A 23,404-nucleotide genomic window follows, 5' to 3' on the forward strand; every position below is an offset into this window, starting at 1 on the left:
CAGAAATGGACTAGTTCTTCTGGATCTGGTCGAAGGACAGCTCGACCGGCGTCTCGCGGCCGAAGATCTCCACCAGGCCCTTGACCTTCTTCGAGTCGGGGTTGATCTCGTTGATGGTCGCCTGCAGGGTGGCGAACGGGCCGTCGGTGACGGTGACCGAGTCGCCGACCTCGAAGTCCAGCACCTGGACCTCGACCTTGCGCTGCGGGGCGGGCTTGCCCTCGGCCTCGGCGGCCTCGCGGGCGGCCTTCTCCTCGGCCTCCGGGGCGAGCATCTTGACGATCTCGTCCAGGGTCAGCGGGTACGGGTCGTAGGCGTTGCCGACGAAGCCGGTGACGCCCGGGGTGTTGCGGACGACACCCCAGGACTCGTTGGTCAGGTCCATGCGGACCAGGACGTAACCCGGCAGCTTGTTCTGCTTGATCGTCTTGCGGTCGCCGTTCTTGATCTGGACGACCTCCTCCTGCGGCACCTCGGCCTGGAAGATGTAGTCCTCGACGTTCAGCGAGACGGCGCGCTGCTCCAGGTTGGTCTTCACGCGGTTCTCGTAGCCGGCGTAGGTGTGGATGACGTACCACTCGCCGGGCAGGGAGCGCAGTTCCTCGCGCAGGGCCTCGACGGGGTCGACGGGCGCGGCCGGCTCCTCCTCGGCGGCCTCGGCGGCAGCCTCCTCGCCGGCTTCCTCGTCCTCTTCGTCCTCGTCCTCGACGTTCAGGGCAGCCTCTTCGGCCGGCTCCCCCGCCTCGGCCTCGGCAGCCTCGAACTCGTCCTGCTCGTCCGCGCCCTCGACGATGTCGAGCTCGTCGTCCACCATCTCGGCAGCGGTACCGCGAGGCTCGATGGCGTCGTCGTTCAGGTTCGGGTCAGACACGATGGCTGCTTCTTCCTGGATACATAGGGGTGGAACATGCGAAAACGGGCGCCGGTGCCACGGCGCCCTTCGCTCTTGGCTCAGCCGAAGACGTACTTGGCCGCGTGGTTGAGCCCATAGTCAATCACGGTCACCAGCGCGATCATGATGGCGACGAAGAAGATCACCACTGTGGTGTACGACGTCAGCTGGTTGCGCGTCGGCCAGACGACCTTGCGGAGTTCCGCGATGATCTGGCGGTAGAAGGTGGCGAGGCGCTTCAGCGGGCCCTTCTTGGCGCGCTTGCCGCCCTTGCGGGCCTTCTTCTTGGACTCGAGCGCCTCGTCCTGGGCATCAGGCGTGTCGATGGAGCCCACGGCGTCCGTCATTGTCCTCACCTGGTCCCGGGTCGTGGCCGTGCCGCGCCCGGTTTCTGAGCCGCACGGCGGTGCATTGCTGTACGTACATGCGCACACATCCTGGCGGTGTGTGTAGCAGGGCCGGAGGGACTTGAACCCCCAACCGCCGGTTTTGGAGACCGGTGCTCTACCAATTGAGCTACGACCCTTTGTGTGTCCCCCAACGTACCGCATCCGGCCGGGTGCGAGGTGTGCACCGGTTTCGGCGGCGGCTGCTGAAGGCCAACGAGGTGAGAGTGTACGTGGTCCGCGGCCCGGCGTCGAACAGAAAGCGCCCGTCCAGGGCCGGTTGACCAAAGATCGTCCTGGCCGGGGGCCGGATTCGGACCCGTGTTCACGCATCGACCCCTGGTTGTTCAGTCCGTGAAACCCGTGTGCCGGGGACATTTCCGGTCTGGAACGATGGGCTCCATGAGCGCTGCAACCCCACCCACCGAGCGCCGGGTCTCCGCCCGAGTCGGCGCGATCTCCGAGTCCGCCACCCTCGCCGTGGACGCCAAGGCCAAGGCCCTGAAGGCCGCCGGGCGTCCGGTGATCGGCTTCGGCGCCGGCGAGCCCGACTTCCCGACCCCGGACTACATCGTCGAGGCGGCCGTAGAGGCCTGCAAGAACCCCAAGTACCACCGCTACACGCCCGCCGGCGGGCTGCCCGAGCTGAAGGCCGCCATCGCCGCGAAGACGCTGCGCGACTCCGGCTGGGAGCCCGACGTCTCGCAGATCCTCGTCACCAACGGCGGCAAGCAGGCCATCTACGAGGCGTTCGCCGCGATCCTCGACCCGGGCGACGAGGTCATCGTCCCGGCGCCGTACTGGACGACGTACCCGGAGTCGATCCGCCTGGCCGGCGGTGTCCCGGTGGAGGTCGTGGCCGACGAGACGACCGGCTACCGCGTCTCGGTCGAGCAGCTGGAGGCGGCGCGCACGGAGAAGACCAAGGTCGTACTCTTCGTCTCCCCGTCCAACCCGACCGGCGCGGTGTACTCCGAGGCCGAGACCGAGGCGATCGGCCGCTGGGCGGTGGAGCACGGCCTGTGGGTGCTCACCGACGAGATCTACGAGCACCTGGTCTACGGCGACGCCGCCGCGGTGTCCCTGCCGGCGCTGCTGCCCGAGCTGCGCGACAAGTGCATCGTGGTCAACGGTGTGGCGAAGACGTACGCCATGACCGGCTGGCGCGTGGGCTGGGTCATCGGCCCGAAGGATGTCGTCAAGGCCGCGACCAACCTGCAGTCGCACGCCACCTCCAACGTCTCCAACGTGGCCCAGGTGGCCGCCCTGGCCGCCGTCTCCGGTGACCTGGAGGCCGTGGCGAAGATGCGCGAGGCCTTCGACCGGCGCCGCAGGACGATCGTGCGGATGCTCAACGAGATCGACGGCGTTGTCTGCCCGGAGCCCGAGGGCGCCTTCTACGCCTACCCGTCGGTCAAGGCCCTGCTCGGCAGGGAGATCCGCGGCAAGCGGCCGCAGGACACGGTCGAGCTGGCCGCGCTGATCCTGGAGGAGGTCGAGGTCGCGGTCGTCCCGGGCGAGGCCTTCGGCACGCCGGGTTACCTGCGGCTGTCGTACGCGCTGGGTGACGAGGACCTCGTCGAGGGCGTGAGCCGCCTCCAGAAGCTGCTGGCGGAGGCCAAGGCCTGAGCCGGTCCATTTTTGGACAGGGGCGCCCTGAGGGTTCGGGGTGCCCCTGTTCGTTTGTGCGAGCAAGACCACGTACGGGGAAACGGCTACCGGTACGGCAGGGACGTACGGCAGGATCTGGGAATGGAGCGTGTACGTGATCTCTCTGAGCTGCCGAAAGCCCATCTGCACCTGCACTTCACCGGTTCGATGCGGCCGGGAACCGTCCTGGAGCTGGCCGACAAGTACGGCGTGCATCTGCCCGAGGCCCTGACCGAGGCCCTGACCAGCGGCGAACCGCCCAGGCTGCGGGCCACCGACGAGCGGGGCTGGTTCCGTTTCCAGCGGCTCTACGACGCGGCGCGCTCCTGCCTGCGCCGGCCGGAGGACATCCAGCGCCTGGTCCGGGAGGCCGCCGAGGAGGACGTGAAGGACGGTTCGGGCTGGCTGGAGATCCAGGTGGACCCGACGTCGTACGCGCCCCGGCTGGGCGGTCTGATCCCCGCGCTGGAGATCATCCTGGACGCCGTGGACACGACGTCCCGGGAGACCGGGCTCGGCATGCGCGTGCTGGTCGCCGCCAACCGCATGAAGCACCCCTTGGACGCCCGTACGCTGGCCCGCCTGGCGGTGCGGTACGCGGACCGTGGCGTGGTCGGTTTCGGGCTCTCCAACGACGAGCGGCGGGGCATGGCGCGGGACTTCGACCGGGCCTTCCACATCGCGCGCGAAGGCGGCCTGCTGTCGGCCCCGCACGGCGGCGAGCTGACCGGCCCGGCGTCGGTGCGCGACTGCCTGGACGACCTGCACGCCTCGCGGATCGGGCACGGAGTGCGCGCGGCGGAGGACCCCCGGCTGCTGAAGCGGCTGGCGGACCGGCAGGTGACCTGCGAGGTGTGCCCGGCGTCGAACGTGGCGCTCGGCGTGTACGAGAAGCCCGAGGACGTCCCGCTGCGGGCCTTCTTCGAGGCGGGCGTTCCGATGGCCCTCGGCGCCGACGACCCGCTGCTGTTCGGCTCCCGGCTGGCCGCCCAGTACGAGATCGCCCGGCACGCGCACGGCTTCTCGGACGCCGAGCTCGCCGAGCTGGCCCGGCAGTCGGTGCGGGGTTCGGCCGCCCCGCAGGACATCAGGGAACGGCTGCTGGCCGGCGTGGACGAGTGGCTGGCCCGCCCGGCCGTCTGAAGTGGGCGTAGGGCGGACAGGGATTGAAACAGACCAGTAAGTCGACCGCGGGGACGGTGCGGGGCCGGAACTCGCGCAGGCTCAGCCGCATACGGCCGTGATCGCGTGGGCGGTTGTCATGCCCTCAGCGTGAAGCTCACGCTGAGGGCGGCGCAACGGAGATTCCGCCCAGCAGTGTCCGCGCGAGCCGCGCGGCGAACGCGTCGACCGACGGCCGCTCCCCCGTGTCGGTCGCGTCGTAGGCGAAGGCACGCTGCGCGCAGGCCCCCAGCAGCAGGGAGGCGGCCGCGAAGGTGTCGGCGTCGGCGCGGACCCGGCCGACGGCCTGCTCCGCGCGCAGGTAGGCGTCCAGGTCCTGGATGGGCCGGTGGGGGCCGGAACCGAGCGTGCGCAGGGCGTCGTCATGGCGCCGTTTGAGCTGGGTCTCGGCGTACAGGGAGGCGGCGATCGGGAAGCTCTGCTCGTAGAAGAGGGCGGCCTGGCGGGCGATCTCGGTGAGGTTGCCCTCCAGGGTGTCCTGTCCCGGTTTCGCGGCGAGGCTGTTGAGGAGGGGTGTGAGCCGGGGCAGCCGCTCGGCGAGGACGCGCACGAACAGGTCCTCCTTGCTGTCGAAGTACTTGTAGAGGGCCGCTTCGGAGCAGCCGGCCGCGCGGGCGATCTCCTTGGTGGTGGTGCGGGCGAGTCCGACGGTGAGCATGAGCTCGTGGGCGGCGTCGAGGATGCGGACACGCGCCGGCTTCGGCTCCATGGGACGTCCAATCGGGCTTGACGGGTGGGTGAGTGCTTACCCACTCTAGAGTCAGCAGGGGTGAGTGAACACTCACCCACCAGTCCCGAGTACGGGAGCACTCATGAACCTCACCGTTTTCGGCGCCACCGGCGGCATCGGCCGGGAGATCGTCCGCCAGGCGCTCGGCGCCGGCCACCGGGTGACGGCCGTGGTCCGCGATCCGGCCCGGCTCGACGTCACGGGGAACACGCTGCAGGTGTTCCGCACCGACCTCACCGACCCCGAGGAACTGCGCACCGCCGTCCGGGGCCGGGACGCGGTCCTCTCCGGCCTGGGCGCGCGCAGCCGCAAGGACGCCGGGGTCGCCACCCGGCTGACCCGTACGGTGCTGCGCGCCATGGAGGCGGAGGGCGTACGACGGCTGCTCGTGGTCAGCGCCGGTCCCGTCGGCCCCGCCCCCGAGGGCGACGGCGCGCTGGACCGTGCGATGCGCGGCCTGGTGTCGGCCGTCCTGAAGGACGTCTACACCGATCTGCGCGGGATGGAGACCGAGCTGGTCCGCAGCGGCACGGACTGGACCTCCGTACGGCCGCCGCGCCTGCAGAACAAGCCGCTCACCGGCCGCTACCGCACCGCCGTCGGCGGCTTCCCGCGCCAGGGCCGTTTCATCGCGCGCGCCGACGTGGCACACGCGATGCTGGCGATGATCGACGACGCGGGGACGGTGAAGCAGGGGGTGGGGGTGGCGTACTAGGCCACTGCCGTTCGTGCCGTCAGAGGTTGACGCCGACCGTCACCGGCTCGTTGACCAGCGTGATGCCGAAGGCCTCGCGGACGCCGGCGACCACCTCACGGGCCAGGGCCAGCAGGTCCTCGGTGGTGGCGTCGCCCCGGTTGGTGAGGGCGAGGGTGTGCTTGGTGGAGATGCGGGCCGGTCCGGTGCCGTAGCCCTTGGTGAAGCCCGCCTTGTCGATCAGCCAGGCCGCAGAGGTCTTCGTACGGCCCTGCCCCGCCGGGTAGGCGGGCGGCTCCACGCCGTCGCCCAGCCGCTCGCGCACGCGCGCGTGGAACGCGGCGAACTGCTCGTCGGTGAGGATCGGGTTGGTGAAGAAGGACCCGGCGGACCACGTGTCGTGGTCCTCGGGGTCGAGCACCATGCCCTTACCGGCGCGCAGCTTCAGCACGGTCTCGCGGGCGTCGGCCAGCGGCACCCGGTCCCCCGGTTCGACGCCGAGCGCGCGCGCCGCCTCGGCGTACTTGACGGGCGCGGAGAGCCCGCCCGCGTCCTCCAGCTCGAAGCGGACGCGCAGCACGACATAGCGCTCGGGATCGGCCTTGAAGCGGCTGTGGCGGTACGAAAAGGCGCACTCCTCGTTCGTCAGCGTGACGGTCTCGCCGGCGCGCCGGTCGTAGGCGATGACCTCGGTGATGGTGGAGGAGACCTCCTGGCCGTAGGCGCCCACGTTCTGGATCGGCGTGGCGCCCGCGGACCCGGGGATGCCGGCCAGGCACTCGACGCCGGCGAGCCCGGCCTCGACCGTGCGGGCGACGGCGTCCGTCCACACCTCGCCGGCCGCCAGCTCCAGCGTCGTGCCGCGCAGCTCGACACCGCGCGTGGCGATGCGCAGGGCGGTGCCGTCGAAGCCCTTGTCGCCGATGACCAGGTTCGATCCACCGCCGACGACCAGCAGCGGCGTCCCGCTGTCGTCGGCCTCACGGACGGCGGCGATCACCTCGGCGTCGGTCACCGCAGTGACCAGCCGCGTCGCGGGACCGCCCAGCCGGAAGGTGGTCAGCGGGGCAAGAGGGGCGTCGTGGAGTACCTGCACGGGCCCAAGACTACGAGACGGCCCCGACAGCACCGCATCCGCGCGGGCGGCGGTCACGGCACTGCGGCGGGACGGCGGGGGCGCCTTGCCTCTCGGCACAGATCCGGGTCGACGGCGGCGCCGGTGGGCGCGGCCGCGGTTCCTCGCCATTGCCGGACCGAAGTGGGAGTCCGTGCCCGGCTGGGCGGGCACTGGGGCTCCTCATCCGGCTGGGCAGGCACCGACGGGCTCCTCCACCGGCCGGGGCGGGGCTTCTCCACCGGCCGGCCGGGAGCGGGGCGGCGGGGCGGGGCGGCGTCGGCACTGTGCCACCTCCGATTCCGGCCGACCTCTCCGTAAGTCGCCGAGAGCGGCGTTGCGGTGCGGTGGGACTTTCGGTCCTGTCCCCGCGCGGGTCGGCCGGAACGGCCCTCGCATCGCGACGCTTTGGTCCGACGCCGGCCTCGCCCAGCCGCTCCCCGCCAACCCGCACGCGCCGACAGGCATGCACGCGCGCGTGAACGACTGCACAACTGCACAGGGGCACGCGCGCGTGAACCCCCGACACACCTACACGCGCGCGTGGCTCCTCACGAAGGCCACGCGCGCGTAGGCGACGTACCGTGACTGCCTGCCGACGGTCTACGTGAGCCGCCGCTCCGCCTCCTCCCAGCTCACCGGCAGTTGGTCGCTGGTGGTCTGCCAGGTGGCGAACGCGGCGTCGCGCATCTGCGAAGCCAGCCCGCGGGAGGCGGGCCGGTGGACACCGGAGCGGGCGAAGGCCTTCAGCGCCTCGGCGGACTCCCAGGCGGACAGTGTCCAGAAGGTCCGCCGCAGGGGCTGTGCCTTGAGGGAGGCCCCGTACGCGCCGGGCGCCTTGCCGACCTGCCGCCACACGGCCGGGGTGCGGGCGAGGAAGCGGAGGGCGCCCCACAGGGAACGGGTCTCGAAGCGCGAGGCGAAGACGTGCACCTCGGTGTCCTGCGGCGGGGTGTTCGGCACGATCCACGGAAGAGCGGGGAGAGCGGGCATCACGAACTCCTTCGGTGAGCGAGGCGAGGCTCGGGGTCCGGGTCTCAGCGGGCGGTGCTCTTCACGGCGCTGGTCACCGCGGCGGCGGTCTCCGGCGCGGTGGTCGTCGGCGCGGTGGTCTCCAGGGCGGGAGCCTCGGCGGCAGCGGCGGCCTCCAGGGCAGTCGCGGGCGTCTGCACGTCGCCCGCGACGGCGAGGCGGGCGGCGCTGCGCCGGGCCGGGATCACCAGGGCCGCGACCGCGGCGAGGGCGACCACCGCCGAGCCGGTGACCAGGGCGGGCCGCAGGCCGTCGACGAAGCTCTGTGCGCTCTCGTAGCCGCCCTGTGCGGAGAAGATCGACGACATCACCGCGATGCCGAGCGCCCCGCCCACCTCACGCAGCGCGTTGTTGGCGCCGGAGGCGATGCCCTGCTCCTGCGGGCGGACGCTGGACATCACCAGGTTGGCGGCCGGAGCGAAGTACAGGGCCATGCCGATCCCGCTGATGACCAGGGCGGGCAGCTGGGCGGCGTAGGAGGCGTCCGCGGTGGCGACGGCGGCCATGTAGCCGAGGCCTGCGGCCTGCAGGAACAGGCCCGCGGCGACGACCGGACGGCCGCCGATGCGGTCGGAGAGGATCCCGGCGATCGGCGCGACGAGCATCGGCATGCCGGTCCAGGGCAGCATCCTGAGACCCGCCTCGGTGGGCGAGTAGCCGAGCACGCCCTGCATGTACTGGCTGAGCAGGAAGATCGAGCCGAACATGCCGACGAACATCAGCAGGCTGGCCGCGTTGATGCCGGAGAAGGCGCGGGACCGGAACAGCCGCATCGGCAGCATGGGGTGGGCTGCGCGGGAGCTGTACAGGACGAACCCGGTCAGCAGCGCGCCGCCCGCGAACAGCGAGGTGAGGACCACGGTGTCGGTCCAGCCGTCGGCGGGGCCGCGGACCAGGCCGTAGACGATCCCGAAGAGGCCGCCGCTGGCGAGCAGGGTGCCGGGGACGTCGAGCCGGGCGCCGGTGCCGTAGGACTCGGCGAGGCGGAGACGGGCGAGCGGCAGCGTGATCAGGCCGAGCGGCACGTTCAGCCAGAAGATCCAGTGCCAGGACACGTGCTCGGTGAGGCTGCCGCCGATGAGCGGCCCGGAGGCGACGGCGAGCCCGTTGACGGCGCCCCAGATGCCGTACATCATCCCGCGCTTGGCGGCGGGCACGGCCGCGGTCAGCAGGGTCAGCGTCAGCGGCATCATCACGGCCGCGCCGACACCCTGGACCGCGCGGGCCGCGATCAGGGAGCCGATGCCGGGGGCCATGGCCGCGGCGGCGGAGGCGCCGGTGAAGACCGTGAGTCCGGCGATGAAGAGCCGACGGCGCCCGAAGCGGTCGCCGAGGGCCGCGCCGAACATCAGCAGGACGGCGAAGGTGAGCGTGTAGGCGCTCACGGTCCACTCGAGGTCGTCCAGCGCACCGCCGAGATCCTTGCGGATGGAGGGCAGGGCGGTGGTGACGACGAGGTTGTCGAGGGCCGCCATGAAGCCGGCGACGCTGGTGATGACGAGGGCCCAGGCGGCGCTTCCGCGCCCCGCCCTCGTCGCGGTGTGCTGTGACATCTCTCCCCCAGAGAGCGATCTAGTTAGTTATTGATGACTAACTTTCGTGGGCAGGAAAAAGAGGCAGGACAACCCGCCTCGTTCCGCTACTTCTCCAGCCGGCCGGTGAGCCGGGCCGACGGATACATCCCCTGCCAGACCCGGTGATCCGGCGGAAACCCCATGGCCGTGAGGGTGTTGATGAGCATCCCGTACGCCAGGAAGGTCGTGGTCTCGTTGTCGTCCGCCCCCAGCGGCAGGTGAACGGTGTTCCAGAGCTTCATCCAGGAGGCCCGTACGGCCTCGCCGAACTCGTGGTCACCCTCCGCCTCGGCCGCCGCGACCGTGATGTAGGTCTGCATCTGCATCTGCAGCCGCTCGGGCTGCTCCGTGATCAACCGCACATAGGCGTTCGCCATGGCGTGCAGGGCCTCCTCGCCCTCCAGCCCCGCTGCCGCCTCCTCGAAGACCCGGCAGGTGTCCTCCACGCAGCGCAGCGACGCGGCGGCGAAGATCGCCTTCTTGCCTGCGAAGAGCCGGAAGAGGTACGGCTGCGACACACCCACGCGACTCGCGATCGCCTCCGTGGAAGTGCCGTAGTAGCCCTTCTGCGCGAACTCCGCGATCGCCGCGCGAATGACGCTCTCGCGTCGCTCCTCTGCGCTCATCCTGACCATGAGAAGTAAGTTAGTGCTCAATCACTAACTTGGCAAGCCCGGTCGGCCGAGATACGCGTAAGGGGCGCCCCGCCAGGGAGGACGCCCCTTACGTCACCGGTTCCGGTGGAGTCGTCAGGCCAGCCGTACGACCGCCCGGGACATGCCCAGTACCTTCTGGCCGCCGCTGGTCGCCGTCAGGTCCACGCGCACGGCGTTGTCGCCCAGCTTGGCCGCGACCTTGCCGCTGACCTCGATCAGGGCGCCCTTGTCGTCGTTCGGTACGACGACGGGCTTGGTGAAGCGGACGCCGTATTCCATGACCGCGCCGGGGTCCCCGGTCCAGTCGGTGACCACCCGGATCGCCTCGGCCATGGTGAACATGCCGTGCGCGATGACGTCCGGCAGGCCGACCTCCTTGGCGAACTTCTCGTTCCAGTGGATCGGGTTGAAGTCCCCGGAGGCACCCGCGTAACGCACGAGCGTGGCGCGGGTCACGGGGAAGGTCTGCGCCGGCAGTTCGGTGCCGACCTCGACGTCGTCGTACGCGATCTTCGCCGTCATCAGGTTCCTCACGCCCCCTCGGCCGCGCGGGCCACGAGCTTGGTCCAGGCCGTCACGACGTGCTCTCCGGCCTCGTCGTGCACCTCACCGCGGATGTCCAGGATGTCGTTGCCCGCCAGGGACTTGATCCCCTCGATGCTGGAGGTGACCGTGAGCCGGTCGCCGGCGCGCACGGGGCGGCTGTAGGCGAACTTCTGGTCGCCGTGCACCACGCGGCTGTAGTCGAGACCGAGCTGCGGGTCCTCGACGATCTGTCCCGCGGCCGGGAAGGTGATGGCGAACACAAATGTCGGCGGGGCGATCACGTCGGAATGACCGAACGCCTTCGCGGCCTCCGGGTCCGTGTAGACCGGGTTGGTCTCGCCCACCGCCTCGGCGAACTCGCGGATCTTCTCCCGGCCCACCTCATAGGGCGTGGTGGGCGGGTAGGTCCGTCCCACGAAGGACTGGTCGAGCGCCATGGCCCGGCACCTCCTGATGTCTGCTGTGATGGCCCCAAATTAGCCGGAATCCGCGCCGGGGAATGCGCGGGGGGACGGCGAGGCCCCGGCCGCCGGAGCGCGGGGGCGCCGGAGCGCCGGTGAAGCGGTGAAACGCCGCGAGGCCGCCCCCTCGGAAGGGGACGGCCTCGCGGACGAGCCTGTTTATCGCGTTTCGCGGTGCGCGGTGTGCGCGTTGCAACGCGGGCAGTGCTTCTTCATCTCAAGACGATCCGGGTTGTTACGCCGGTTCTTCTTGGTGATGTAGTTCCGCTCCTTGCACTCCACGCAGGCCAGCGTGATCTTCGGGCGGACGTCGGTGGCAGCCACGTGAGTGCTCCTAAGACGAACGGATGGACTAGATTCAACGCAAGAAAGAGTAGCCGATCGAAGGACCGACCCCGCAATCGGCTACTGTCAGTAGCGGTGACCGGACTTGAACCGGTGACACAGCGATTATGAGCCGCTTGCTCTACCGACTGAGCTACACCGCTGTGATGCGATCGGACCCCGCCTTTCGGCGGGAACCTCTCACACCAGAGCCCCAAAACGGAATCGAACCGTTGACCTTCTCCTTACCATGGAGACGCTCTGCCGACTGAGCTATTGGGGCGAGCGATGAAGACATTACACGGTCCGCCGCCGTTCACCCAAATCCGTATCCGGCAGCCCGCGACCACCCCCGGCCCAGGGCTCGCAGCGGCCTCATCGGGCGCATGGCGGGGCCCGGGAGGCAGTAGCTGATCGCCAAGGGCAGCACGGCCGACGGGCCGCCGACCGCCACAAGCGGTGCACGCGCGCGTGGGCGTCGGCGGGGAGAGCGGGGTCCACGCGGGTGGGCGACATGCGTACCGCCAAGGGCGGACCACACCGGTACGACTATTGCGCTCCTGCGCGCCCGGCGCGGCTCGCCACCCTAGGCTCGACTCGCTCTGCGTGATCTTGGGGCCCGGGCCCCGGATGTCTCACGCGGGCCCGCCCGAGCCCCCGGCACCGATCCTGGAGCGCGATGCCCGACAGCCAGCCGCAGCCCCACCCACCGTCGAACTCGGGTTCCTCGGGCAAGTCCGCCCCGGCCGCCCTGCTGCTGTGCGGGGCGCGGCTCACCGACGGCCGGACGGTGGACGTAAGGCTGGGCGGCGGGCGCATCGAGGCGGTGGGCACGGCCGGCAGCCTGGCGGCGGGACCCGCGCGGACGGGCGCCACGCGCGTGGACCTGAGTGGCTACCTGCTCCTGCCGGCCCCGGCCGAGCCGCACGCCCACGGAGACACCGCGCTGTCCGCCGAGCGCCCCGGCCCGGCGTCGTACGCCCCCGAGGACGTCCAGCGCCGGGCGACCGAGGCGGCCCTGCTGCAGCTCGGGCACGGGGCGACGGCGGCACGCGCGCACGTGCGCGTGGGCGATGTGCAGGGGCTCGGCGCGCTGGGCGCCGTCCTGCAGGCGCGGCGTTCGCTGCGGGGACTCGCCGAGCTGACGACGGTGGCGATGCCACGGTTGCTGACCGGTGTGGCCGGGGCCGACGGGCTGGCGATGCTGCGCGACGCCCTCAAGATGGGCGCCTCGGTGGTGGGCGGCTGTCCCGACCTGGACCCCGATCCCACGGGCTATGTGGAGACCGTCCTGGAGGTCGCATCCGAGCACGGCTGCCCGGTGGACCTGCACACGGACGCCTCCGACCCCGCCCGGTTGTCCCGGCTCGCGGCCATGGCCGGGGGCCTGCGCCCCGGCGTGACGATCGGGCCGTGCGCCGGTCTCGCGCGGCTGCCCACCGAGGCCGCCTCCCGCGCGGCCGACCAGCTCGCGGCGGCCGGTGTGACGGTGGTGTGCCTGCCCCAGGGCGGCTGCTGCGAAACGGACCGCCGCGGCGCCGCTCCGGTACGGCTGCTGCGCGCGGCCGGGGTGCGGGTGTCGGCCGGCAGCGGCGCCCTGCGGGACGCCGCCAACCCCGTCGGCCGGGGTGACCCCCTGGAGGCGGCCTATCTCCTCGCCTCCGCCCACGGCCTGCGCCCCGAGGACGCCTACGACGCCGTCAGCTCCTCGGCCCGCGCGACGCTGGGCCTGCCGGAGGTACGCGTGGAGGCGGGCTTCCCCGCCGACCTCCTCGCCGTACGCGGCAGCCGCCTGTCCGGCGCCCTGTCCCTGGCTTACAGCCGGATCGTGGTCCACCGGGGACGGGTGGTGGCCCGCACGAGCGCGGTACGCGAGTACTGCAACTCGGCGGCCACGGCGGAACTCGGGTTGCCGCGACAGGGGCGGGGCGCTTTGTCGTGAAGGGGCGCGGTCTCGGGCGGGGGCCTGGGGCCTGGGGTGGGCTGGGGGCCCGGGGTGCGTCTGGGTGCCTGGGGTGCATCTGGGGGGCGCCCAGAGACCCGGGGGCGTGTATGGGCGTGCGCGCCAGCGTGTGCCCATTCGTCTTGCGCCCGGCGTGTGCCCATTCGCGTCGCGCCCGGCGCGGGCCGGCGGGTGCAGGCCCGGCGCGTGCCGAGGGGCGCGTGCCCGGCGCGGTCCTGCCACGCCGGTCAACTCACGCGGCGGATGCGCCCCGTCCGGCGTACGGTCGGATTCATGCGCATTGTCATCGCTGGGGGTCATGGTCAGATCGCGCTGCGGCTGGAGCGCCTGCTCTCCGCGCGCGGGGACGAGGTGGCGGGGATCATCCGCAGGTCCGAACAGGGCGACGATCTGCGGGAGGCCGGCGCCGAACCGGTGCTGCTCGACCTGGAGTCCGCCTCCGTGGAGGGGGTCGCGGCGCACCTGCAGGGCGCCGACGCGGCGGTCTTCGCGGCCGGCGCGGGCCCGGGCAGCGGGGCGGCCCGCAAGGAGACGGTGGACCGGGGCGCGGCGGTGCTGTTCGCGGACGCGGCCGTTCGCGCGCGCGTGCGCCGTTTCCTGGTCGTGTCCTCGATGGGCGCGGATCCCGCTCACCAGGGCGACGGTGTCTTCGACGCGTACCTGCGCGCCAAGGGCGAGGCGGACGCGTACGTCACCCGCCAGGAGGCCCTGGACTGGACGATCCTGCGCCCCGGCTCGCTGACGGACGACGCCGGCACCGGTCAGGTGCGTCTGGAAGCGCACACCGGGCGCGGTGCGATCCCCCGGGACGATGTGGCGGCCGTACTCGCGGAGTTGGTGGACACCCCGGCGACGACCGGGCTGACGCTGGAGCTGATCAGCGGATCGACGCCGGTGTCGGTGGCGGTGAAGTCGGTGGCCGGGAACTGAGGCCGGCCACCGGCCGTTGAACGGACAGGTCCCGCCACCACGTCCTCGTCACCGTCGACCTGCCACTCCGTCAGGTCCCCCGCGCCCCCGAACACAAGCAAAGCCGCCCCCTCCGTCTCTCAGTGACTCAGAACAGAGGCAACTGCCCGGGAAACTCCGGTACGGCGTACCCGTCCAACGCCGGCTGGACGGCCCCGAGTTGTGCCTGCTGCCGCGACCCGGCGCAGGAGACGAGCTCCCCGTTCTCCCGCGCCCCGGGCGGGTCGTGCCGCGCGTAGCGGCCCGCGACCACGGCGATGTCGCGGTGGCACACAGGGCAGGTTCTGCGTCGGGAGGACATGCCGTCAGTGTGCCCGCACCGGCGCCGACGCGGCACCACGGTCAGGTGCGGGTCTCGGCCTCCCAGCGGTCGGGGCCCACCCCGCGCCAGTCGATCAGCGGCGACTCGGCCACCTGCTCCGGCTCGATCTCCAGCCCGGCGCGGCGCAGGAACTCCACCAGGTCCCCCACGTTGTGCGCCAGGCCGAGGATCTCGCCGTCCACCCGGACCCGGCGGCCGCCGGTCGGGGACGGCAGGTGCACGATGATGGGTCGTTTCCCGGGCATGGCTCCAGCATCGTCCGGACCGCCCGGGTCCGCACCCGGACCGGTCATTCCAGTATTCCCAGCGTGGTGTCGGGGCGGCACAGCGGGCATGCGGCTACTCCTTCTTCGGTGAGGGCACGTACGGCCTGGTCCCGGCCGACGCCCTTGGCACGCCCGCCGGCGCTCGTACAGCCGCCGACGTGGACGTACACCGCGGTGCGGCCGTTCAGGCCGCGCTCGATCAGCCAGTCCGGAGCGGCCTGCCGGGCGGCGAGGCGGTGCTGCCGTTCGGCCTCCCGGCGTTCTTCGTCCGCGATCCACCGGTCCATCAGGGCGAGCTGCCGCGCGGCCTGATGCTCGACGACGCGGCGGGCGAAACGCAGCATGTCGAGACGCGTCAGCGGACGGTCATCGTTCACACGTTCGATTCTAGTGAAGAGACCCGGAAGTGCGACCAGCGGGATGCGACGGAACGGGGTCCGCGTGAAACGGTTCTCCGCCGTCGGGATGCGTCGAGACCGGTCGAGACAGCTCGAGACGCAGGTCACATCCCCCCTTGTCACAGCGCGCGGGGCCGTCCTGTCCAAGAGGGCGTACGCGGAGGGCGTACACACCCGCAATCACCCAGGAGTACACCGTGGAAGCTCGTCTGAACGTCATGGCCGCCCCGGTCGCGGCCAAGGCCATGAAGCACCTCATCGCCGCGGGCAGGGCACTGTCGGAGTCGACCGTGCCGGCCTCGACACGCGAACTGATGATGCTCCGCGCCAGCCAGATCAACGGCTGCGCCGGATGCATCGACATGCACACCAAGGAGGCCACCGCGGCCGGGGAGACCGCCGTACGCCTCCACCTGGTCGCCGCCTGGCGCGAGGCCACGGTCTTCACCGACGCCGAACGCGCCGCGCTGGAGCTGACGGAGCAGGGCACCCGCATCGCCGACGCGGCCGGCGGCGTCCCGGACGAGGTCTGGGCGAACGCCGCCAAGTACTACGACGAGGACCAACTCGCCGACCTGGTGGCCCAGATCGCCGTCATCAACGCCTTCAACCGCGGAAACGTCATCACCCAGCAGCCCGCCGGCGACTACGAGGCGGGCATGGTCGCCAAGTTCCACTGACGGTCGACGACGAGAGCCCCGTGACCCGCTCTCGCGGGTCACGGGGCTCTCTTTCCCGTGTGGCGGCGCCAGGATTCGAACCTGGGAAGGCTGAGCCGGCAGATTTACAGACCGCGCGCGTGACGGGCCCTGACCAGCTTTTGTGCTCTGACTTCATGCCCAGTACCCCACGGTCGCCCCACAGAGGAGCAGGCGCCAAGACGGCTGCCAGCCACACAGCGAGCGGTCGGGGGCACTGCCCCAGCCCCTGTGCATCACCGCTCCGGCTAGGCAGCTGCTGCGCTCTTCAACTCGCCCGGCGAACGCCGACACGATCCGCCAGGTTTCGCCACCCCCCACGAGGCTCTGACCAGGAACTTCTAAATGATCTTCGCCGGGACGGGCTCACGCCATGCCTGAACGCCATGCTCCGCTAGGGGTTTTCGCCATGATCTGGATCATGAAAGTGACCCAGAAGCAGTTTGGCCCTGTTTGGCCCCCTCCTGGCATTCGCTCGACAGCGTGCCGTTCGCTAGCGGTGAGCAGAGAGCCCTGTCTCGGCCTAGGCGCCCGGGTGTCGGGGGTGCTGCGGCGCATCCTGCGAGCGCTCGGCACGACACTCAAACGATGAGTTTTCAAGCTACCCGGGGGCGTTGTCGTCAGTACATTGGAGAGAACGACTAATGTGAGGAAACTGGCCCTTTACTTGTATGTATTGCGGCGGGAAATACCAGACGGCGGGAGGGGGTATTTCTTTCAGTGCTTCCGAGGTTCGACTCCAGTACCTACCATTTCGATCGACGAACTGCAGCTCAGTCAAATAGATACCGCTCGCCTTCCGTAGAGATTCCCGATCTTCGACCAAGTTGCGATATTCGTCGCCGATGACATCAACCTGAATTTCATGTTGCTGAAGGACCATTTCCGAGCATGGCGGGGTTGTCAAAATCTCTGCTAGTGCCGGCTGATATACCGTTTTGTTCGGCGACTCTATTATCACGTCGAAGTAGGCGACGACGTAACTGGCTGGGTCGAGCGATCTGTTCATCACATGCAGGGAGTTGACTCCGTTATGAGTGTCCACTTCGACCCAGGCCGTTATGTGCGCGGCTTGAGCTCGGATCTCACGCTGGGATTGATCCTGCGCTTGCTTGAGCTGTTCCTGTGAGACCTGCGCCTGATAGAAGGTCGACACCCCCGTGAACGCTACGGTAATTATGGCCACAAAAGCCGTAATCGCGGTTCCAGCTGTCTTCCACCATTGGACACGCCTAGACCAGCGACCATGCTGCCGATTTCGTGCTCGCTGACGAGCGGTCCTTGCGGCAGCAGCATTCCGGGTTCTTCGACTTCGGCTCCGCCCCATCGGGCCATTTCTTCCTCGATCGGTCTAGCACTCACTACTCCATGGATACCTCTTGAGGTCGATGATCGCATCCAACCAATTGGGCGGCTAGTCCTCACTCAGACAGGCGCGTGCGCCTGTGCAGAGATGGCGTCCCGCCGAGTGGTGTGGCAGCGATCACGGCGAAAGCGCAGCTCGCTGGCCTGATTCCCGTGGCCGCCCATCAAGCCGACCTGACGCTGCGTCAGTGTGGCGCGCCCACGGTGCTGCCACGCCTGTGTGGATGCCGCCTTCATCGAGGCCAGGCCCGCGGGCTCTACGACGGCGGTCGCGATGGCCGCTCCGACTGAACGGCCTGTCAGGTCATCGGTGGCGTCGGGGCGGGCCGATGGGGCGCGACCTGCAGATTCACCTTGATCGCTGCTACACCACATGGCGGGACATGACCTGTGCAGAACCTGCTCACGTCAACTGCACCGACGATCCCCCGGAGACGGTCCCCACTCGGCGAGGCTGGCCGTTTTACAGACCGCGCGCGTCTGTCTCTGACCATGGATCTGAGCCACCACTGAGTGAAGCTGCCCCACGCTTGCCCCACCAAGCTGAGAACAGTGAGCGTCGTCAGCTTTCATGCTGTGCCTGCCCGAGCCGGGAGCTGATTACAGCGTGAGCGCGATACTGCATTGCGCTCTGGAAACACCGGCCATTCTTCGTTAACGGCGTTTGCGGCCGAAGCGGCGTTTACCCTTGTTCGATTTTCGGCCGGTCAACTGCTGCGCCTCATGCGTTCTTCCCATCGCGGTCAGCGCAGCGGCGAGATTACGGGTGACACGCTCAGTTTTGGGATGCTTCGCACCGAAGAAGCGTACGTAGCCAGCACGTACATCTTTCAAGAGTGCGACCGCCTCCGGGTACCGACGGAGAGCGTGCAGGTAGGCGGCGACGTTGTTGGCGGAAGTCAGGGTGTCGGGGTGGTCCTCGCCCAGAACACGGCCACGACGCGCAAGAACATCCTCATGCATGCGGCGGGCCTCCTCATACCCCCCCAAGGCGCTCAGGGTGGTGGCAAGGTTGCTGGCCGCAGTGAGGGTGTCGGGATGGTCCTCACCCAGAACACGGCCACGACGCGCAAGAACATCTTCATGCATGCGGCGGGCCTCCTCATACTCCCCCAAGTTTTGCAGGGCGGTGGCGAGGTTGCCGGCGGAACTGAGGGTGTCGGGGTGGTCCTCACCCAGAACACGGCCACGACGCGCAAGAACATCCCCATTGATGCGGCGGGCCTCCTCATACTCCCCCAAGGCGCTCAGGCTGCTGGCGAGGTTGCTGGCCGCAGTGAGGGTGTCGGGATGGTCCTCACCCAGAACACGGCCACGACGCGCAAGAACATCCTCATGCATGCGGCGGGCCTCCTCATGCTCCCCCAAATCGCTCAGAATGCTGGCAAGATTGCCGGCGGAACTGAGGGTGTCGCGATGGTCCTCACCCAGAACACGGCCACGACGCGCAAGAACATCCTCCTGCATACGGCGGGCCTCCTCATACTTCCCCAAGGCGCTGAGGGTGCTGGCGAGGTTGTTGGCCGACTGGAGGGTGTCGGGATGGTCCTCACCCAGAACACGGCCACGACGCGCAAGAACATCCCCATTGATGCGGCGGGCCTCCTCATGCTCCCCCAAGTTGTTCAGAATGCTGGCAAGGTTGCCGGCGGAACTGAGGGTGTCGCGATGGTCCTCACCCCGAACACGGCCACGACGCGCAAGAACATCCTCCTGCATGCGGCGGGCCTCAACGTGCTTCCCCAGGTAAGACAGGTTGGTAGACACATCGTTGGCCGACTGGAGGGTGTCGGGATGGTCCTCACCCAGAACACGGCGGCGGCGGACAAGGGTGTCCTCGATGATTAGGTGTCCTTTGGCATAGTCGCCAAGTCCGACCGTCGCGTGCCCCAGAAACTGTGCGCAGGTGAGGGTGTCGGGGTGATCTGGCCCCACATCGGTGCTCCATGCCTGATGCAGTACTGCACTGAGGTCATGGGCGGGGCGTGGCTGGCCGCTGCAGATGAGAAAGTGAGCCGCTTTCGAGAGGGTGGGGCGCAGTGCAGGCCGGTTGGTGATCGCGGTGGTGACGTGGGGTGCGGTGAGGTGGGCGGTGAGAGAGGACCACGCTGGCCAGTCAGCCGGAGATTGCGGGTCGCCCGGGTTGACTGCTGCAAGGACAGTGGTCACGTCGTCGCGGATTGCTGTGACCCCGTCAGGACTGGTCTGGGTGCGGAGGATGGCTTGGGTCAGTCGGTGGATCTGGAAGGTGTCGAAATCGGTGCGGGCCAGTCCGAAGCGGCCAAGGGGCTGGAGGGCGTTGCGCAGCCACATCGGGTCGTCCGGGTCGCCGGGAATGGTGGCCAGTCGGGGGCGGGCTGTCTCCAGCCAGGCAGTAGGGATGGGTTCGGGGCCGAGGAACGCGCCGAGACGGAGCAGGGCCGTGGCATCGGGATGGCCGTCGTCCTCGAGGCGGGTAAAGGCGATGTTGACCGTCGCGACCAGCGGCGCGGGATAGTCGCGAACGTCACTCTCCTGCAGGAGGCGTGCGGTGTCGGTGGTTAGAAGTTGACGGTAGCGGTCCAGGGTCATGCCGCTGCGCAGAACTCCCGCAGCTTGGGCGAGCGCAAGGGGTAGGTCGCCGAGATCCTGCGCCAGGAGATCGGCGTGCTCGGTGGTCATTCCCGAGATACGACTCTTGAGGTAGGCCAAGGAGTCAGTGCGGGTGAACACGTCCAGCTCGCTCTGGTGAGCGATCCCGTGCCAGTCGGGGTTGCGTGAGGTGATCAGAACGTGGCCTGGCCCTTCGGGGAGCCAGGGCTCGATCTGGTCAGGGTGTTCAGCATTGTCGAGAATGAGGAGCCAGCGGTGCCGCGTCCGCAGGTGCTGGAGAAGAGCTCGGGCGTTGGGTTCGGAGCCGGCGTCGGGTTTGGCAATGCCGAGGCGGTCGGCGAGTTCGGTGTAGCGGACGGGCAACTGGTCGGCCTGTTCGGCATCAACCCACCACACGAGGTCGTACTGGCTGGCGAAGCGGTGAGCGTACTCCAAGGCAATCTGGGTCTTTCCGATGCCGCCCATGCCGTGGAGCGCCTGGACCACTGCTTGGTGCCCGCTGAGCAGACCAGTACGAAGCTGCCCCATGACAGCCTCGCGGCCGGAAAAATCGGGGTTGCGGCGACGGACATTCCACACCTCGGGCAGACCGACGCTGCTGGGTAGTCGGGGACGCTGTGCATCAGCTTCTGTAGTCGTATCGGCGGAGGCGGCGCCGGGGAAGGCGACCGGACCGGTCGGGGTAACCGGTCCATGGACGGCTTCGAGCAGGGCAGCAGTAGCGGCGGTCTCGTCCAGGCCGTGAACGTCTGTGCGCAGCATCCCGGCCAGGAGGGCGGGGACGTCGTCGTCGGCCAGAAGCTCGATCGCCACCGGAACGAGGCGTCCCCGCAGGGCCACGGCGGCCGACCACTCCTCCCGGGTCCATCGTTTGGGGGCGAAGTAGTGCCTGGAGAACAGGGCCACCACCACGTCGGCTCTGTCGAGAGCAAGGTTCATCTTCTGGACAAAGTCGTCTCCGGCGCGCCAGTGCCACCGGTCCAGCTCAACCTGGTGCCCGGCCTGTTGGAGCTGCCAGCTGACCCACTCCGCCCAGGCCCGGTCCGGGCCTGCATAGCTGACAAAAATTCGTTGCGTGGTGTCGGTCACCGTTGATCCCCGAATCCCCTGACGCTCGTAACGTAGAGCACCAGCCATGGTCTCGCGTATAGCGTGGGACGGGGCACAGAACGCCGAGATCTCGCAGGCAGGAAGAGGCATGGAGATGGCCCAGGCGCCGAAGAACGTGGAAGTCAGGCTGAAGCTGCCGATGCTTGAGATCGCAGGCAGTTGGGAGCCAAACGACGCGGAGCGGCGAGCTGCCTGGGAGCTGTATGTGGAGCTGATCACCCGAGTATCTGTGGTGCCGCTGCGGGAGGACGAGGGCTTGCTGCGCGAGGCGCTGACGAGCCTGTACTCGCTGTTCGGCACCGCTCGCGAGATCCTGCGCCGTCACGGGCCGCAGATCGCCGAACCGAAACGGAACGGCGAGTACAACTTCGGGTACCTGGCGGTGGCAATGCTCAACTACGGTGTACGCCCGCTCCTAGCTGCCTGGCACCCTGCGTTGGAGGACTGGGAGAGCCGCCGCCCTGCGGACCGCTCCCGCCGCGACCATGAGCGCGCCTGGCCCCAGTCGGCTCAGCTGCGAACCGCCTTGAACGACACCCGTCGCATCCTAGCCGCGTACGCCGACCTCCTCGCCGCCGCCTGCGGCGTACCCAACCTCCTCGGCGCCTTTCCAAATCCCCGCTCCTGATGCACCACGAGACGGGAGGCGGGCGTTCCTCGTGATCGCGGGGGAGCATGGCGCCCGTCGCTCTGACTCGGCTCGGCTTGGCTCGGCAGATTTACAGCGGGCTAGCTCAGCTGCCGCTGACCTGCCGAAAGTCGAATCTGCACTCTTGCTGGGGAAGGTATGGGGGACGAACATGCACCTCCCTCTGCTCCCCCACTACTAGAGCCTGTGATATCAGGAGAGATTGCCCCCGCCGGAGCCGTCACCCTCGCTTGCGCTGGAATCCAGAGCCGACTGCTCTTACTGGGGACCCTGGCGACTCCTGAGCACGGGGAGGGGCGCGGCGAGAACAGCGGCGGCCGTACTGACCGGGGCTGCAAGGTTCGGGTAGATACACAAGGTCGGGACTACCGCCAGCGACAGGAGTACGGGCGATAGCCCAAAACGACGACGCCCCTGTGTTCGCGCGGATCGGCCGCGTAAGGTCATGACGACACCTTCTTCCTCGAATGCCTGGAGTGGGGTGTTAGGGCGGCCTCCCGGTAATGCGGGGTGCCACTCGCTGCTTGTTACGAGGTTCGCTGCTCGCGTGACGTGGGCTGCCCAGTCCACCACCTGCCGCATTGCCGACATGGCAACTTGGCGTGAAGCGTTCGATCACGAAGCGTTGCGCCCGCGGAGCGCACAGGAGAAAATGCGTGACTCGGTGGTCCAACCGCGCAGGGTGCGCAGGCCACGGACCCTTTCCACGCAGGTGAAACGGGGGTGGGTGGGGCGGTGAAGTTGGCCGAAAAGGTCCATTTCGGGTACGCAGCAGCCGGACTCCTTCAGTACGGGGAAGCCGGCGAGGCCATGGCGGCCGGACGCCCCTGAGGGGCTTGACCCGCGAGCGTGACGAACGAGGGCGGGCCTTGAATCCGCAGTCACTTGCGCCACGACGGCTTTCACGACCGGTCGCCAGCGACACCGAACCTCATCTGACCTGCCCTTATATTCATACCCAGAGCCGCCGGGAGGGCTTGTTGGCCGGAGATCGGCCAAAGCCTTGTGGCCTCCCCCGCTGCGGTCGTCCAGCTAGACGGCCAGCTGCCGAGGAGATCCCGCGCAACGTCGGCACCGGAATCCCTCGCCGCCGCTCAGGGCCATCGGCTCGCCGCGCTGTTCGAGTTGGCGCTCCGCACCGGTCTGCGCAAGGGCGAACTCCTCGGCCTGCGTTGGGAAGACCTCGACCTGGACAGCGGCACGGCCAGCATCCGCCGCATCCTGCAGCGCACCCGCAGCAGCGGGCTGGCCACCCTGCTGACCAGGACCATCAGCTCCGAGCGGCGCATCGCCCTGTCGGCCTCCTGTGTCACCTCGCTTCGCACACACCGCGAGCGGCAGGCCAGGGAGTGAGACCGGGCGGGCTCGGAGTGGTAGGGCAGCGGGCACGTCTTCACGCGGCCGGACGGGCACCCGATCGAGCCCGCTACGCTCACTCGGCACTTCAACGCCCTGCTCCGCGAAGCCCGCCTGCGGCCGATCCGGTTTCACGACCTCCACCACTCGACCGCGACACTCCTCCTGGAGCAGGGCGTTGAACTCGTCGTCATCAAGGAACTCCTCGGCCACGCCCACATCGGCGTTACCGCCACCGTCTACGCCCACGTCCGACTCCGGCTCCAGCGCGACGCCATCGACGTCCTCAGCACCGCCCTCCGCGCTCCCACCCCGAGCGCCACCAAGCTCAACAACGGCGACGAACCGCCGCTTTGTGCGGCACTCGTCCGCTGACGTTGCCGTCAGCTACTGCTGTCAGATGCCCCGGAGGCCCCACCGGAACTGAGTCCGGTGGGGCCTCACGGTTCACAGCGACGGAAATTCACCGACGCTT

22 protein-coding genes, 3 tRNA genes and 1 pseudogene are annotated in these 23,404 nt (G+C 69.3%); 8 read left to right on the forward strand and 18 right to left on the reverse strand.

Features of this window, described 5'->3' with window-relative positions:
- Positions 1–10: 10 nt before the first annotated feature.
- The 3 genes from nusG to LMU33_RS17160 form a co-directional block, all read right to left on the reverse strand.
- Positions 11–871, reverse strand: a complete 861-nt coding sequence (gene nusG, locus LMU33_RS17150) for a transcription termination/antitermination protein NusG (RefSeq protein WP_228621241.1) — start codon at positions 869–871, stop codon at positions 11–13.
- 80 nt (positions 872–951) lie between these two features.
- Complete coding sequence (gene secE / locus LMU33_RS17155) at positions 952–1,239, reverse strand: preprotein translocase subunit SecE (RefSeq protein WP_023547417.1); 288 nt, start codon at positions 1,237–1,239, stop codon at positions 952–954.
- A 106-nt stretch (positions 1,240–1,345) separates the two neighbouring features.
- A tRNA-Trp gene (locus LMU33_RS17160) sits at positions 1,346–1,418 on the reverse strand.
- A 262-nt stretch (positions 1,419–1,680) separates the two neighbouring features.
- Between LMU33_RS17160 and LMU33_RS17165 the strand changes: the two genes are divergently transcribed.
- Positions 1,681–2,907, forward strand: coding sequence for a pyridoxal phosphate-dependent aminotransferase (locus tag LMU33_RS17165; protein ID WP_228621242.1), 1,227 nt, complete (start codon positions 1,681–1,683; stop codon positions 2,905–2,907).
- A gap of 123 nt (positions 2,908–3,030) precedes the next feature.
- The gene (locus tag LMU33_RS17170; RefSeq protein ID WP_228621243.1) at positions 3,031–4,071 is read left to right on the forward strand and encodes an adenosine deaminase; all 1,041 of its coding nucleotides are present in this window, start codon (positions 3,031–3,033) and stop codon (positions 4,069–4,071) included.
- Between the two features lie 136 nt (positions 4,072–4,207).
- On the opposite strand, the gene LMU33_RS17175 is transcribed toward LMU33_RS17170, so the two are convergent.
- Positions 4,208–4,819 (reverse strand): TetR/AcrR family transcriptional regulator, encoded by a 612-nt coding sequence (locus LMU33_RS17175; RefSeq protein ID WP_228621244.1) that lies wholly within the window; start codon positions 4,817–4,819, stop codon positions 4,208–4,210.
- 103 nt (positions 4,820–4,922) lie between these two features.
- Here LMU33_RS17175 and LMU33_RS17180 point away from each other — a divergent pair, with 103 nt between their 5' ends.
- Positions 4,923–5,555 (forward strand): NAD(P)-dependent oxidoreductase, encoded by a 633-nt coding sequence (locus tag LMU33_RS17180; RefSeq protein ID WP_228621245.1) that lies wholly within the window; start codon positions 4,923–4,925, stop codon positions 5,553–5,555.
- A 19-nt stretch (positions 5,556–5,574) separates the two neighbouring features.
- On the opposite strand, the gene LMU33_RS17185 is transcribed toward LMU33_RS17180, so the two are convergent.
- From LMU33_RS17185 to LMU33_RS17225, 9 genes are all read right to left on the reverse strand, one after another.
- Positions 5,575–6,630 carry a UDP-N-acetylmuramate dehydrogenase gene (locus LMU33_RS17185; RefSeq protein ID WP_228621246.1) on the reverse strand — a complete coding sequence of 352 codons (1,056 nt, stop codon included), beginning with the start codon at positions 6,628–6,630 and terminating at the stop codon, positions 5,575–5,577.
- 621 nt (positions 6,631–7,251) lie between these two features.
- Positions 7,252–7,641: a DUF3291 domain-containing protein gene (locus LMU33_RS17190; RefSeq protein WP_228621247.1), complete on the reverse strand. Its 390-nt coding sequence runs from the start codon at positions 7,639–7,641 to the stop codon at positions 7,252–7,254.
- A 44-nt stretch (positions 7,642–7,685) separates the two neighbouring features.
- Positions 7,686–9,233: a DHA2 family efflux MFS transporter permease subunit gene (locus LMU33_RS17195; protein WP_228621248.1), complete on the reverse strand. Its 1,548-nt coding sequence runs from the start codon at positions 9,231–9,233 to the stop codon at positions 7,686–7,688.
- Between the two features lie 86 nt (positions 9,234–9,319).
- Positions 9,320–9,889: a TetR/AcrR family transcriptional regulator gene (locus LMU33_RS17200; protein ID WP_228621249.1), complete on the reverse strand. Its 570-nt coding sequence runs from the start codon at positions 9,887–9,889 to the stop codon at positions 9,320–9,322.
- 114 nt (positions 9,890–10,003) lie between these two features.
- Positions 10,004–10,432, reverse strand: coding sequence for a MaoC family dehydratase (locus tag LMU33_RS17205; RefSeq protein WP_228621250.1), 429 nt, complete (start codon positions 10,430–10,432; stop codon positions 10,004–10,006).
- A gap of 8 nt (positions 10,433–10,440) precedes the next feature.
- Positions 10,441–10,893, reverse strand: coding sequence for a MaoC family dehydratase N-terminal domain-containing protein (locus LMU33_RS17210; RefSeq protein ID WP_228621251.1), 453 nt, complete (start codon positions 10,891–10,893; stop codon positions 10,441–10,443).
- 183 nt (positions 10,894–11,076) lie between these two features.
- A complete protein-coding gene (rpmG, locus tag LMU33_RS17215) occupies positions 11,077–11,241 on the reverse strand; it encodes a 50S ribosomal protein L33 (RefSeq protein ID WP_003948671.1) in 165 nt (54 codons plus the stop codon).
- Between the two features lie 91 nt (positions 11,242–11,332).
- A tRNA-Met gene (locus LMU33_RS17220) sits at positions 11,333–11,405 on the reverse strand.
- A gap of 46 nt (positions 11,406–11,451) precedes the next feature.
- Positions 11,452–11,524 (reverse strand) — tRNA-Thr (locus LMU33_RS17225).
- 396 nt (positions 11,525–11,920) lie between these two features.
- On the opposite strand from LMU33_RS17225, the gene LMU33_RS17230 reads away from it, so the two are divergent.
- Together LMU33_RS17230 and LMU33_RS17235 are read left to right on the forward strand one after the other, a co-directional pair.
- Positions 11,921–13,183: an amidohydrolase family protein gene (locus tag LMU33_RS17230; RefSeq protein ID WP_228621252.1), complete on the forward strand. Its 1,263-nt coding sequence runs from the start codon at positions 11,921–11,923 to the stop codon at positions 13,181–13,183.
- Positions 13,184–13,477: 294 nt separating this feature from the next.
- Positions 13,478–14,134: an SDR family oxidoreductase gene (locus LMU33_RS17235; RefSeq protein WP_228621253.1), complete on the forward strand. Its 657-nt coding sequence runs from the start codon at positions 13,478–13,480 to the stop codon at positions 14,132–14,134.
- Positions 14,135–14,261: 127 nt separating this feature from the next.
- Here LMU33_RS17235 and LMU33_RS17240 read toward each other — a convergent pair whose 3' ends face one another.
- From LMU33_RS17240 to LMU33_RS17250, 3 genes are read right to left on the reverse strand one after another with little or no spacing between them, the layout of a single operon-like run.
- Positions 14,262–14,474, reverse strand: coding sequence for a hypothetical protein (locus tag LMU33_RS17240; RefSeq protein ID WP_228621254.1), 213 nt, complete (start codon positions 14,472–14,474; stop codon positions 14,262–14,264).
- A gap of 41 nt (positions 14,475–14,515) precedes the next feature.
- Positions 14,516–14,740, reverse strand: coding sequence for a hypothetical protein (locus LMU33_RS17245; RefSeq protein ID WP_228621255.1), 225 nt, complete (start codon positions 14,738–14,740; stop codon positions 14,516–14,518).
- Between the two features lie 44 nt (positions 14,741–14,784).
- On the reverse strand, positions 14,785–15,138 hold the full coding sequence (locus LMU33_RS17250) for a DUF6233 domain-containing protein (RefSeq protein WP_228621256.1): 354 nt from the start codon (positions 15,136–15,138) through the stop codon (positions 14,785–14,787).
- A 218-nt stretch (positions 15,139–15,356) separates the two neighbouring features.
- On the opposite strand from LMU33_RS17250, the gene LMU33_RS17255 reads away from it, so the two are divergent.
- Positions 15,357–15,839, forward strand: a complete 483-nt coding sequence (locus tag LMU33_RS17255) for a carboxymuconolactone decarboxylase family protein (RefSeq protein WP_228621257.1) — start codon at positions 15,357–15,359, stop codon at positions 15,837–15,839.
- Positions 15,840–16,458: 619 nt separating this feature from the next.
- Here LMU33_RS17255 and LMU33_RS17260 read toward each other — a convergent pair.
- Both LMU33_RS17260 and fxsT read right to left on the reverse strand, forming a co-directional pair.
- Positions 16,459–17,013, reverse strand: coding sequence for a hypothetical protein (locus tag LMU33_RS17260; protein WP_228621258.1), 555 nt, complete (start codon positions 17,011–17,013; stop codon positions 16,459–16,461).
- An 863-nt stretch (positions 17,014–17,876) separates the two neighbouring features.
- A complete protein-coding gene (gene fxsT / locus LMU33_RS17265; RefSeq protein WP_228621259.1) occupies positions 17,877–20,903 on the reverse strand; it encodes an FxSxx-COOH system tetratricopeptide repeat protein in 3,027 nt (1,008 codons plus the stop codon).
- A gap of 109 nt (positions 20,904–21,012) precedes the next feature.
- On the opposite strand from fxsT, the gene LMU33_RS17270 reads away from it, so the two are divergent.
- Both LMU33_RS17270 and LMU33_RS17275 read left to right on the forward strand, forming a co-directional pair.
- On the forward strand, positions 21,013–21,552 hold the full coding sequence (locus tag LMU33_RS17270; protein ID WP_228621260.1) for a hypothetical protein: 540 nt from the start codon (positions 21,013–21,015) through the stop codon (positions 21,550–21,552).
- 1,068 nt (positions 21,553–22,620) lie between these two features.
- A pseudogene (locus tag LMU33_RS17275) lies at positions 22,621–23,304 on the forward strand (site-specific integrase); the annotation flags it as partial.
- Between the last annotated feature and the right edge of the window lie 100 nt (positions 23,305–23,404).

The organism is Streptomyces barringtoniae (assembly GCF_020819595.1).
Taxonomy (GTDB): Bacteria; Actinomycetota; Actinomycetes; order Streptomycetales; family Streptomycetaceae; genus Streptomyces; species Streptomyces barringtoniae.

Coding starts and splice junctions, on each gene's coding strand:
- LMU33_RS17195 (WP_228621248.1), bottom strand. CDS start 9,233: ATGTCACAGCACACCGCGACGAGGGCGGGGCGCGGAAGCGCCGCCTGG.
- LMU33_RS17230 (WP_228621252.1), top strand. CDS start 11,921: ATGCCCGACAGCCAGCCGCAGCCCCACCCACCGTCGAACTCGGGTTCC.
- LMU33_RS17200 (WP_228621249.1), bottom strand. CDS start 9,889: ATGGTCAGGATGAGCGCAGAGGAGCGACGCGAGAGCGTCATTCGCGCG.
- LMU33_RS17170 (WP_228621243.1), top strand. CDS start 3,031: ATGGAGCGTGTACGTGATCTCTCTGAGCTGCCGAAAGCCCATCTGCAC.
- LMU33_RS17270 (WP_228621260.1), top strand. CDS start 21,013: ATGGAGATGGCCCAGGCGCCGAAGAACGTGGAAGTCAGGCTGAAGCTG.
- LMU33_RS17175 (WP_228621244.1), bottom strand. CDS start 4,819: ATGGAGCCGAAGCCGGCGCGTGTCCGCATCCTCGACGCCGCCCACGAG.
- LMU33_RS17235 (WP_228621253.1), top strand. CDS start 13,478: ATGCGCATTGTCATCGCTGGGGGTCATGGTCAGATCGCGCTGCGGCTG.
- LMU33_RS17205 (WP_228621250.1), bottom strand. CDS start 10,432: ATGACGGCGAAGATCGCGTACGACGACGTCGAGGTCGGCACCGAACTG.
- LMU33_RS17245 (WP_228621255.1), bottom strand. CDS start 14,740: ATGCCCGGGAAACGACCCATCATCGTGCACCTGCCGTCCCCGACCGGC.
- LMU33_RS17240 (WP_228621254.1), bottom strand. CDS start 14,474: ATGTCCTCCCGACGCAGAACCTGCCCTGTGTGCCACCGCGACATCGCC.
- secE (WP_023547417.1), bottom strand. CDS start 1,239: ATGACGGACGCCGTGGGCTCCATCGACACGCCTGATGCCCAGGACGAG.
- LMU33_RS17210 (WP_228621251.1), bottom strand. CDS start 10,893: ATGGCGCTCGACCAGTCCTTCGTGGGACGGACCTACCCGCCCACCACG.
- LMU33_RS17190 (WP_228621247.1), bottom strand. CDS start 7,641: ATGCCCGCTCTCCCCGCTCTTCCGTGGATCGTGCCGAACACCCCGCCG.
- LMU33_RS17165 (WP_228621242.1), top strand. CDS start 1,681: ATGAGCGCTGCAACCCCACCCACCGAGCGCCGGGTCTCCGCCCGAGTC.
- LMU33_RS17180 (WP_228621245.1), top strand. CDS start 4,923: ATGAACCTCACCGTTTTCGGCGCCACCGGCGGCATCGGCCGGGAGATC.